At 46.5% G+C, this 11,878-nt stretch carries 10 protein-coding genes; 5 read left to right on the top strand and 5 right to left on the bottom strand.

The window, feature by feature from the left end; genetic code table 11:
* Positions 1 to 4: 4 nt before the first annotated feature.
* The 5 genes from FLB61_RS00615 to aroC all read right to left on the bottom strand — a co-directional run bounded on the left by FLB61_RS00615 (position 5) and on the right by aroC (position 5,598).
* On the bottom strand, positions 5 to 1,885 hold the full coding sequence (locus FLB61_RS00615) for an extracellular solute-binding protein (protein WP_221919132.1): 1,881 nt from the start codon (positions 1,883 to 1,885) through the stop codon (positions 5 to 7).
* Positions 1,886 to 2,701, bottom strand: a complete 816-nt coding sequence (locus tag FLB61_RS00610; protein ID WP_087199528.1) for an ABC transporter permease — start codon at positions 2,699 to 2,701, stop codon at positions 1,886 to 1,888.
* Positions 2,694 to 3,767 carry a spermidine/putrescine ABC transporter ATP-binding protein gene (gene potA / locus FLB61_RS00605; RefSeq protein WP_221919131.1) on the bottom strand — a complete coding sequence of 358 codons (1,074 nt, stop codon included), beginning with the start codon at positions 3,765 to 3,767 and terminating at the stop codon, positions 2,694 to 2,696. Before potA ends, FLB61_RS00610 begins: the two co-directional genes overlap by 8 nt.
* A 23-nt stretch (positions 3,768 to 3,790) precedes the next feature.
* Positions 3,791 to 4,330 (bottom strand): helix-turn-helix domain-containing protein, encoded by a 540-nt coding sequence (locus tag FLB61_RS00600; protein ID WP_087199532.1) that lies wholly within the window; start codon positions 4,328 to 4,330, stop codon positions 3,791 to 3,793.
* A gap of 170 nt (positions 4,331 to 4,500) precedes the next feature.
* A complete protein-coding gene (aroC, locus tag FLB61_RS00595; RefSeq protein WP_221919130.1) occupies positions 4,501 to 5,598 on the bottom strand; it encodes a chorismate synthase in 1,098 nt (365 codons plus the stop codon).
* A gap of 213 nt (positions 5,599 to 5,811) precedes the next feature.
* On the opposite strand from aroC, the gene FLB61_RS00590 reads away from it, so the two are divergent.
* The 5 genes from FLB61_RS00590 (at position 5,812) to ilvD (ending at position 11,862) form a co-directional block, all read left to right on the top strand.
* Positions 5,812 to 7,338: a L,D-transpeptidase family protein gene (locus FLB61_RS00590; RefSeq protein WP_221919129.1), complete on the top strand. Its 1,527-nt coding sequence runs from the start codon at positions 5,812 to 5,814 to the stop codon at positions 7,336 to 7,338.
* 24 nt (positions 7,339 to 7,362) lie between these two features.
* Positions 7,363 to 8,499 (top strand): tRNA guanosine(34) transglycosylase Tgt, encoded by a 1,137-nt coding sequence (gene tgt, locus FLB61_RS00585; RefSeq protein ID WP_087199538.1) that lies wholly within the window; start codon positions 7,363 to 7,365, stop codon positions 8,497 to 8,499.
* 140 nt (positions 8,500 to 8,639) lie between these two features.
* Complete coding sequence (gene yajC, locus FLB61_RS00580) at positions 8,640 to 8,906, top strand: preprotein translocase subunit YajC (protein WP_087199738.1); 267 nt, start codon at positions 8,640 to 8,642, stop codon at positions 8,904 to 8,906.
* A gap of 141 nt (positions 8,907 to 9,047) precedes the next feature.
* Positions 9,048 to 10,133: a 3-isopropylmalate dehydrogenase gene (gene leuB / locus FLB61_RS00575; protein ID WP_087199540.1), complete on the top strand. Its 1,086-nt coding sequence runs from the start codon at positions 9,048 to 9,050 to the stop codon at positions 10,131 to 10,133.
* 55 nt (positions 10,134 to 10,188) lie between these two features.
* Positions 10,189 to 11,862 (top strand): dihydroxy-acid dehydratase, encoded by a 1,674-nt coding sequence (gene ilvD / locus FLB61_RS00570; RefSeq protein ID WP_221919128.1) that lies wholly within the window; start codon positions 10,189 to 10,191, stop codon positions 11,860 to 11,862.
* The last annotated feature ends 16 nt before the right edge of the window (positions 11,863 to 11,878 follow it).

Here is an 11,878-nt window from a genome sequence, read left to right as displayed (position 1 = left end):
TTTTTTATTTTGATTTAACCTGTCTCCAAAGTTCGTTATAGATGCGGTCATTTTTATCTCCCAGGAACTTAAATGTCTCGCAGCCTTCCAACTCGGAAGCATCCGGGAATGCAATCCGGCTGTTGCGGATTGCCGGATCTTCGATCAGTTCCCTGGCTGCCGTATTTGGAGTGGAGTAAGTAATGAATTCGAAATTCATCAGCGCGATATCCGGGCGGCAGAGGAAATTGATGAATTTTTCTGCGTTTTCTTTGTGCTGGGCATTTTTCGGGATAACCCAGGAATCGATCCAGATATTGGAACCTTCTTTCGGGATCACGTACTCAAGATCCGGATTTTCTTGCTGACAGTAGATTGCTTCCCCGGAATAGATCACGCCGATGGCAGCTTCATTGTTGATCATTTTGTCACGGACCTGGTCGATGACATATGCTTGAACGAGAGGTTTCTGCTCTATAAGAAGCTCCTGCGCTTCATAAAGTTCATCACGGTCTGTGGAATTCAGGGAGTATCCAAGATATTTTAATGTGACACCGAATGCATCCCGGACGCTGTCCTGCATGAGAATGCTGTCTTTGTAGTCTTCATCCCAGAGGACAGACCAGCTTTCAATCGGCTCTTTTACCATCTTCTTATTGTAGAGGATCCCTACAGTTCCCCAGCAGTAAGGGACGGAATATTCATTGTTCGCGTCAAATTGACGGGACTGTTCCATGTATGTCTGTCCGATATTTTTGATATTTGGGATGTTGTCAAAGTTGATTTTTGCAAGGAGATCATTGTCTATCATCCGCTGGATCATATAGTCGGACGGACAGATGACATCGTACGCGATGGCGCCGGACTCGACCTTCGGATACATGATCTCATTTGTCTCGTATTCTTCGTAGACGACATCGATACCGGTCTCTTCCTCAAACATGGTAATGGCTTCCGGATCCAGGTATTCCCCCCAATTGTACACGATAACGCGGTTGCTGCCATTTGCAAAATTTTGTTTGGAGTTGTAGAAAAATCCTCCGGCAACAATGACGATCACGAGCATTGCTGGGACTACTTTGCGGAAAATCGTTCGGCTGATCCGCACGGCTTTACGTTGTTTTTGACGCTCTTCTTTTGTCAGCTTCTTTGGCGGAGCTGTGTTGATGAGAACGAGCAGGAAAAGCACAGTCACAAACATCAGGGTAGAGAGCGCGTACATTTCCGGCTTGATCCCCTTTCGGACTTCACTGTAGATCTTTGTGGACAGGGTATCTACCCCAGGTCCTTTTGTAAAGTGTGTGATGATGAAATCGTCCAGGGACATGGTAAATGCCATGAGAAACCCGGAGAGTACTCCCGGCAGGATATCAGGGAATACTACTTTGAAAAAGGCATACAGCGGGGAAGCACCCAAGTCCTGCGCAGCCTCGTAAGTGTGTATATCCGTTTGTTTCAGCTTCGGAAGTACGCTCAGCATTACATACGGGATGTTAAACGTAATGTGTGCCAAAAGGATCGTAGTAAATCCAAGGGTCATTCTGAAAGCCAAAAACAAAAGCATAAGGGAAATCCCTGTTACGATCTCCGCATTCAGCATTGGAATATTTGCGATGGTCAGAAACACGGAACGTAATTTCTTTTTCGTTGCCTGCAGTCCGATGGCAGCCATCGTCCCAAGGATAGTTGCAAACAAGGCGGAAAGGAATGCTATGATCAGTGTCGTGTAGAGAGCGTTCATGATCGATTCATTCTGAAAGAGGGCAACATACCACTCTCCGGTAAAGCCGCCCCACTTTGAACGGGTCTTTGATGCGTTGAAGGAGAGCACCACAAGAGTGAGGATCGGCGCATACAAAAGGATCAGGATCAAAGCAAGATAGATTTTCTGTAATGTCTTTTTCATTTAGAATGCCGCCCCCTTTCCTTCTTTATCGTATTTTGCCACGAGGATCATACTTGCCACGATGAAAATCGTAAGGACAAGCGACAATCCGCTTCCTGTGTGCCAGTCGCTTCCCTGAGTAAAGGTCTGATCGATGACATTTCCGATCAGAAGGACTTTGCTTCCGCCCAGGAGGTCGGAGATGACAAAGGTTGTCAGAGATGGCACAAAGACCATGGTAATCCCGCTGATTACACCCGGAAGACTCAGCGGAAAGATGATCTTTAGAAAAGTTTGGAAACTGTTGGCGCCCAGATCTCTGGCGGCAGAGATCACGTTCTGATCAATTTTCGACAGTACGTTGTAGATCGGGAGCACCATAAATGGCAGAAAATCATACACCATTCCAAGTACGATGGCGTACGGCGTATTGATGATATCAATGGTGGGCAGATTTAAAAACCGAAGTAAGGTATTGATGACGCCGTTGTTTTCCAGCAGATTCTGCCAGGCAAGTGTCCGAAGCAGAAAATTTACCCACATCGGAAGGATGAACATCAGCACAATAAAGCTGCTTTTTCCAACTTTCATATTTGTGAGGATCATGGCCAGCGGGTAAGCCAAAAGCAGGCAAACCGTGGTACTGATGACAGACAAAAGGAGGGAAAGTCCAAGTGCCTTTAAATTTTCCGGAGTTGCCATGGCAGCAAGATTTTTCAAGGTAAAATCTCCGTTATCATTTGTGAGACCGTAGTAGATGACCATAAAAAGCGGGATGATGATAAAGGAGACGGACCAGAACAGATATGGCCCTGCAAGGAGTTTTCTCTTATTCATCAGCAGCCGCAGCCTCCTCATCTTCAGATTCCGGTTTTTTCATGATCTGGATATCGAATGGATCCACCTTGATGCCAACCTTCGTTCCGACAGGAAACATGTCGGTACTGTGTACGAGCCATTCGAAATTGTGGGCCGTTACCTCCATTTCGTAGTGGACACCTTTGAAGATCAGATGCGTCACAACACCCTCCATGATGCCATCTTCCGGTTTCACAAGATCGATATCCTCCGGGCGGATGACTGCGTCTACCGGCTCGTTTTTCCCGAATCCTGTATCTACACAAGGGAAATTTGTGCCGAGTATCTGGACGAGTTTGTCCTGCACCATGATGGCAGGAAGGATGTTGCTCTCCCCGATGAAATCGGCCACAAAAGCGTTCTGCGGCTCGTTGTAAATATCTTCCGGTGTTCCGATCTGCTGGATATAGCCCTGGTTCATGACAACGATGGTGTCAGACATGGTAAGTGCTTCCTCCTGGTCGTGCGTTACATAGATGAAAGTAATGCCAAGTTCATTTTTCAGACGAATAAGCTCGTACTGCATATCCTGGCGGAGTTTCAGATCCAAAGCCCCAAGCGGTTCATCAAGAAGAAGTACTTTAGGTTCATTTACGATCGCCCGGGCAATGGCGATACGCTGTTGTTGTCCGCCGCTTAGAGAGTCCGGATATCGGTTTTCAAAGCCGTCCAGATTGACAAGTTTTAGAGCGTAGCGGATCTTGTCCTGGATATAAGATTTCGATTTCTTTTTGATCTTCAGACCAAACGCAATATTTTCCGCGATAGTCATATGGGTAAAAAGAGCATATTTCTGAAATACGGTATTGAGCTGACGTTTGTTCGGGGCCAGGTCGGTAATATCTTTGCCCTGAAAAAGAATGCGTCCTTGATCTGGCTTTTCAAAACCTCCAAGGATTCTGAGAAGAGTCGTCTTTCCGCATCCGCTTGGCCCAAGCAGCGTAAGAAACTCGTTTTCCCGGATATAAAGATTAAGATCATCCAGGACAAGATTGTCATCGAATGATTTGGAAATGTTTTTGATATCGATCAGTTTGTTTGGCATCGCATTATCCTCCGAAATTCATTTTAAAAACTGGGTGGTGTACTAACCCAGATAAACTTCGCCCCTGTCTTCCCATTTGCTGTAATATAGTGGGAGGCATGGGGAGTAAAGTAAAAAGATTCTCCTTTTTTGGCTTTATAGATCTTGGGTCCGACGTGAATCTGAATGCTGCCGGACAAGACATAACCGAACTCTTCGCCCTCGTGGGGGACATCCGGATATGTGGATCCGCCTGGCTCGATGGTCACTCTGACAGGCTCCATCATATTTTTCTGCGCGTTTGGGATGATCCATTCGATTTTTAGTTTCTGCTCCGAATCCGTCTTTTCAAAATAGTCTTCTTCCCCAAAGACGATCTGTTCTTCGGTTTCTTCCGAAAAAAAGCCCGGGAGATCGGTCCCTAGACACTGCAGTATATCTACAAGTGTGGCAATGGAAGGAGACGTCAGATCCCGCTCCAGTTGGGAGATGAACCCTTTGGAAAGTTCGCAGCGGTCCGCAAGTTCCTCTTGAGTTAGACCTTTCGCGATACGAAGCTCTTTGATTTTTGCACCTATGTTCATTTTGCTTCTCCTGATTTTACAGAAACAGTATCTGTGTCATATAAAAATAAACAAAAAGTTTAGTATTGCTTAACAAGCGCACCGGATACTATTATACATAAAAAAAAGAAAAGTGCAATCTTTTTTACAAAAGAAAGTAAAAAAGACTGCACTCTATCGTATTTTTCAGATCAGAGGTAAAAACGGCGGACACCGTCCATGCTGGAATGCATATTCTGAAGAAGAAGATCAGCGACTGTGACGGCAGCCATGGATTCCACGACTACAACAGCACGCGGTACAATGACCGGGTCATGACGGCCGTGGATAGAAATCTGTGTATCTTCCAAACCTGAAGTGACGGTATGCTGCATGGAGGAGATGGATGGAGTAGGCTTGATGGCCACGCGGAATAAAACAGGACTTCCGTCGCTCATGCCGCCCAGGACTCCGCCGGCATGGTTTGTTTTTTTAACGATCTTGCCTTCATCCATGAAAAAAGCATCGTTGTTCAGACTTCCTTTTGAGCGGGAAGCGGAAAATCCACTGCCGATTTCAAAACCTTTCACGGAGCCGATGGACAGCATCGCGTGGGCAAGAAGCGCATCCAGTTTTTGAAAGACAGGTTCGCCTATACCTGCGGGCATTCCTTCGATAATGCATTCGATGATTCCACCTGAGGAGTCTTTCTTTTCCATACATTCTTTCAGATATGCTTCTGCCTTTTTGGAATAACCAAGATGCGGCATGAAAAGAGGACTGCTGGAAATGGCGGAGAGATCGTATTCCTCCGTAGGAATTTCATACGGACCGATTGCTTTCGTGTAAGCTGTCACGGTAATGCCGAGCTCTTTCAGAAGAGCTGAAGCTACAGCGCCTCCGGCTACCCTGCCGATGGTTTCACGGCCGGAGGAGCGGCCGCCGCCCCGATAGTCCCGAAATCCGTACTTGACATCGAAGGTATAGTCGGCATGCCCAGGACGATAACACTCTTTGATCTGGCTATAGTCGTGGGAACGCTGATCTGTATTTCGAACAAGGATGGAAATCGGAGTGCCGGTTGTACGTCCCTCAAAGACACCTGACAAGATTTCTGCCTCATCGGCTTCCTTGCGGGCGGTCGTATATGCGTTTTGTCCCGGCTTCCTGCGATTCAGATATTTCTGTATGTCAGACGCACAAAGAGAAAGCCCGGATGGACATCCGTCGATGACAACTCCGATGCCCGGACCATGGGATTCACCCCATGTGCTGATTTGAAATTCTTTCCCAAAAGATGAACCTGCCATAATATTTCCTCCTGTTTTCGTTTAATGTAAAATCTGTCTTGTTATTGCTTTATTATATATAAAGGAAGAAGCCCCTGCAATGATAAATTTGTTGAAAAAGAAAGAAAAGTATTTATTTCTTCCGACAATCTTCAACAAATTTTCACTGTACTTTTCTATATATACATATTATAATATTCCATGTATGAGTTAAGAGTAAGGGAGTAAAGGTAAATGAATAAAAGAAAGGAACAGATTGATATAGAAGAAACAAAAAAGAAAGAACGAATCAAGCACAAACGAGGTCCAAGGAAAAGAGGACAAAATCAGAATCCAAAGTCAGAGGTTCGGAAACAAAAAAGAAAAGGTATTGGTAAGAAGGTTGCTATTGCAGCAGGCAGCATCATCGGTGTCGCAGCAGTAGTATACCTTGGGGGAGCATTCTATTTCAACAGCCACTTTTATCTTGGAACAACAGTAAACGGAAATGATTTTTCAGGGAAGAGCGTCAAGGCTGCGGAGACATACATGGGAAAACAGGTGGACAGTTATGTGCTTACGCTGAATGAAGTCGATGGAGGTACGGAGACGATCTCAGGACAGGACATCGACCTTACGTACAAACCAGGAGATGATCTGGAGAAAGTCAAAGATCAGCAGAATCCGTTCCTTTGGCCGGTATGTCTGTGGTCAAAGAGCGAACTGACCGCATCTGTGGGAGTGGAATACGATGCCGGGAAATTGGAGACTGTGATCAATTCCCTGGACTGTATGAAGGAAGAAAATCAGACACCGTCGCAGAACGCACAGCCAAAATACGACGGAAATCAATTTGTGGTCCAGCCAGAAGTAGTAGGTACGGCGATCAACGTGGAAAATTTCAAAAAGGCAGTGGATTCGTACATCAGCGGATTTCAGCCGCAAATGGATATGAAAGAAGAAAACTGCTATACGCTTCCGAAATATGTGTCTGATTCACAGGAAGTGAGCGATGCAGTGACAAAGATGAATCAGTACCTGGGCAGCAAGATTACCTACGATCTTTCGCCAAAGACAGAGGTGGTAGATAAGACACTCATTTCTCAGTGGCTCACAGTCGACGAAAATATGCAGGTCACTTTCGACAGTGAAAAGATCACGGCATATATAAAGGGGCTGGCATCGAAGTATAATACAGTCGGTACAACAAGACAGTTTGTGAGCGGACGGGGCGATACGGTCAATGTATCCGGAGGAGATTTTGGATGGAGTATGAACCAGAAAGATGAATATGCTGCACTGGTAGCCAATATAGAGAGTGGAAAAGAAGTGACACGTGAACCAAAATGGTCGAGGCGCGGTGCCGATCACGGTGATATGAACGACTACGGAAACACTTACGCGGAGGTAGATCTTACCACTCAGAAATTCTGGTTTTTCCAGGACGGAAAGGCTATCATGAACTGTGATATCGTAACAGGAAAACCGAATGGAAGTGATGATACACCTCAGGGAAGCTACGATCTTACGTACAAAACCAAAAATGCGGTTCTGAGAGGAGAAAAGCTGGCAAATGGAGAATACTCATATGAATCTCCGGTAGCATTCTGGATGCCGTTTAACAGAGATATCGGTTTTCATGATGCATCGTGGCAGACACGCTTCGGAGGAGACTGGTATAAGACACATGGCTCTCACGGCTGTATCAATATGAAATATGATGATGCACAGAAACTGTATGATCTGATCAATGAATCTACGCCGATCATCTGCCATTTTTAACAAATACGAAACGGAGAATAAAGAATGTATGAATTGATAAAGCGTGACGGCCTCGCCAAAAGAGGCCGGTTCACAACGGTACACGGGGTCATTGAGACCCCTGTATTTATGAATGTGGGTACAGCAGCAGCCATTAAAGGCGCCGTGTCCACAGAGGATTTGAATCGAATCGGGACACAGGTGGAGCTGTCCAACACGTACCACCTCCATGTGCGGCCTGGAGATGAGGTTGTGAAAAAACTTGGAGGACTTCACAAATTCATGGTGTGGGACAAGCCGATCCTGACGGATTCCGGAGGATTTCAGGTGTTTTCCCTGGCAGGACTCAGAAAGATCAAAGAAGAGGGTGTGCACTTTCAGTCACATATTGACGGCCGAAAGATCTTTATGGGGCCGGAAGAAAGTATGCGCATTCAGTCCAATCTGGCGTCTACGATCGCCATGGCGTTCGATGAATGTCCGGCCAGCACAAAAGACCGGGATTACATCGAAAAATCTGTGGCAAGAACAACCAGATGGCTCAGGCGGTGCAAGACAGAGATGGAGAGGCTCAATTCGCTGCCGGATACGATCAACCCTGATCAAATGCTTTTTGGGATCAATCAGGGAGGGATTCTCGAGGATGTCAGAATTGCCCACGCGCAGGCGATATCCGAGCTGGATCTGCCGGGCTATGCTATCGGAGGACTTGCAGTAGGCGAATCACATGAAGAGATGTACCGGATCCTGGATGCGGTTGTGCCACACCTTCCGCTTCACAAACCGACATATCTGATGGGAGTCGGTACGCCGGCCAATATCCTGGAAGCGGTAGAAAGAGGAGTGGATTTCTTTGACTGCGTTTACCCGACAAGAAACGGAAGGCACGGGCATGTGTATACGAATCAGGGAAAGCTGAATTTGTTTAATGCCAAATATGAGCTTGATGACCGGCCGATCGAAGAGGGATGTCAGTGTCCGGTATGCCAAAAATATTCCAGAGCATATATCAGACATCTGCTGAAAGCAAAAGAAATGCTTGGCATGCGGTTCTGCGTACTCCATAATCTGTATTTTTACAATACCATGATGGAAGAAATCAGACAGGCCATCGAAGAAGGACGATTCAAAGAGTACAAAAAGCAGAAGCTGGCTGGCATGGAACAGACAAAGAATGTATAAATTGCAAAAAAGAACTTGATGAAACAGAAAAAATTGTGTATGATAGCAATAGTGTTTATCTGAAATAGGAGGAAGAAACGATGGAATACACAGTATTATCACAGTCAAGCAGCGGAGGATTATTTGCAAATCCGTTGTTCATGATCCTTTTTTATGTAGTGATCCTGGGCGGACTTTGGTTCCTGCTTATGAGACCACAGAAAAAAGAACAGAAAAGAATCCAGGCGATGATTGCTGATATGGAAGTTGGCGATACAGTTTTGACGACAAGCGGCTTTTATGGGGTTGTGATCGATATCACAGAAGAAGACGTGATCGTAGAGTTCGGCAACAACAAGAACTGCCGTATCCCGATGCAGAAAGCAGCCATCATGCAGGTGGAAAAACCGGGTGCAGAGACAAAATAAGAAGCAATGTAAAAAGAGGAATTCCTTTGATAGGAGGACCTCTTTTTTTCTATGTAAAACACTTTTGCAAGGTAAAGGGTTGAAACGAACGGGAAAATATTATATTATATTCTGTAACAGATTTTCTGGGAGGTAGATGACATGAATTTTAAAGTCGGAGTGATCAGAGGGGACGGGATCGGACCTGAGATCGTAGAAGAAGCAGTGAAAGTTTTAAATAAAGCAGGGGAAGCATTTGGACATACTTTCTCTTATGAGGAACTCCTTCTTGGGGGAGCATCCATCGATGCCCACGGGATTCCGCTCACAGAGGAGACTGTGGCGCGGGCAAGAGAATGTGATGCCATTTTGATGGGATCGATTGGAGGCGATGCCAAGACATCCCCATGGTATCAGTTGGAACCTTCCAAAAGACCGGAGGCAGGACTTCTGAAAATCCGAAAGGAGCTGAATCTTTTTGCCAATCTTCGTCCGGCTGTCCTCTACGAGGAATTGGAGGGGGCATGTCCACTGAAGCCGGAGCTTACCCAGGGAGGTTTTGACTTTATGATCATGAGGGAGCTCACGGGGGGACTCTACTTTGGAGAGAGAAAAACAGTGGAGGAAAACGGCGTTCTTACCGCGTACGATTCCCTTACATACAATGAAAAAGAGATCCGGCGCATCGCTGTGAGAGCATTTGATATTGCAAGAAAACGCAGGAAAAAAGTAACGAGTGTAGACAAGGCAAATGTGCTGGATTCCTCCAGACTCTGGAGAAAAGTAGTAGAGGAAGTGGCGAAAGAATATCCGGATGTGGAGATGGAACATATGCTGGTAGACAATTGCGCCATGCAGATTGTCAAAAACCCAAAGCAGTTCGATGTGGTACTTACGGAAAACATGTTCGGCGACATCTTGTCTGATGAGGCAAGCATGGTAACCGGTTCTATCGGAATGCTGGCAAGCGCCAGCCTCAATGATACAAAATTTGGCCTCTATGAGCCAAGCGGCGGATCAGCTCCGGATATCGCAGGAAAGGGGATCGCTAATCCCATCGCAACCATTTTGTCGGCAGCTATGATGCTCCGGTTTTCCTTTGATCTTGACAAAGAGGCGGACGCCATCGAAAATGCCGTTGCCAAAGTGCTGAAAGAAGGATACCGCACGATCGACATCATGTCGGAAGGATGTACCCAGATCGGAACAAAAGAGATGGGTGACAAGATCTGTGAAAGAATGCAGTAGAATAAGGCGGAAAAAGAGGCATATAGAGAAAAAAAGCAGCTAGGAGGAAGAATTAATGAGAAGTGATACAGTAACAAAAGGGACGCAGCAGGCACCGCACCGATCTCTGATGAATGCGCTTGGTCTCACAAAAGAAGAGATGGAAAAACCACTTGTGGGGATTGTAAGCTCTTACAATGAGATCGTTCCGGGGCATATGAATCTTGACAAAATCGTAGAAGCAGTAAAAATGGGGGTTGCAATGGCAGGCGGGACGCCGATCGTATTTCCAGCAATTGCTGTGTGTGACGGCATTGCGATGGGACATATCGGGATGAAATATTCTCTCGTAACGCGTGATCTTATCGCTGACTCTACGGAAGCGATGGCGATGGCACATCAGTTTGATGCCCTTGTCATGGTTCCAAACTGTGATAAGAATGTGCCGGGACTTTTGATGGCAGCAGCAAGAATCAATGTCCCGACGATCTTTGTGAGCGGCGGCCCGATGCTGGCAGGACATGTGAAAGGAGAAAAGAGAAGTCTTTCCAGTATGTTCGAGGCAGTCGGTGCCTATGCTGCCGGAAAAATCGACGAAAATGAATTAAACGAATTTGAGTGCAAGACATGTCCGACATGCGGATCCTGTTCCGGGATGTATACAGCCAACAGTATGAACTGTCTGACAGAAGTGCTCGGTATGGGACTTAGGGGAAACGGAACAATTCCGGCAGTCTACTCCGAACGGATCCGTCTGGCAAAGCATGCCGGAATGCAGGTTATGGAGCTTTGGAGAAAGAATATCTGTCCGAGAGATATCATGACGAAAGAGGCTATTTTAAATGCACTGACTGTCGATATGGCACTCGGGTGTTCCACAAACAGCATGCTCCATCTTCCGGCTATCGCACACGAGATCGGCATGGACTTCGAAATTGATTTTGCCAATGGAATCAGTGAAAAGACACCGAATCTTTGTCATCTGGCGCCGGCCGGACCGACATATATCGAGGATCTCAACGAGGCGGGAGGCGTCTATGCTGTCATGAATGAGCTTGACAAAAAAGGCCTTCTGCACACAGACTGTATGACAGTGACAGGAAAGACAGTAAAAGAAAATATAGCTGGATGCGAAAACTTAAATTCTGAAGTCATAAGACCGATCGACCATCCATATAGTGAAACGGGTGGCCTTGCGGTTCTCAAAGGCAATCTTGCTCCGGACGGAAGCGTTGTAAAGCGTTCCGCTGTAGTGGAAGAGATGATGGTACACGAGGGGCCGGCAAGAGTCTTCGAATGCGAAGAAGATGCCATTGAGGCGATCAAAGGAGGAAAGATCCGCCCAGGCGATGTGGTAGTGATCCGTTATGTAGGACCGAAAGGCGGACCAGGCATGCCGGAAATGCTGAATCCGACCTCTGCCATTGCCGGCATGGGACTTGGGTCCAGTGTCGCGCTTATCACAGACGGACGGTTCTCAGGGGCGTCCAGAGGGGCATCCATCGGACATGTATCCCCGGAAGCGGCAGTGGGAGGCCCGATCGCGCTTGTGGAAGAGGGGGATATCATCAAAATCGATATTCCTGGCCTTACCATCACACTGGATGTCCCGGAAGAAGAACTGGAACAGAGAAAAGCAAACTGGAAACCAGTTCCTCCGAAGGTAACAACAGGTTATCTTGCCCGCTATGCAGCTATGGTTACCAGCGGCAACAGGGGAGCAATTCTGCAGTCCCCGGAATATAAATAAACGGTAAAGGAGAAAG

Origin of the sequence: Sellimonas caecigallum (assembly GCF_019754295.1) — a bacterium.
Lineage (GTDB): Bacteria > Bacillota > Clostridia > Lachnospirales > Lachnospiraceae > Sellimonas > Sellimonas caecigallum.
Note: the sequence above shows the minus strand (reverse complement) of the source record. Positions and strands in the feature narration are given on the sequence as shown.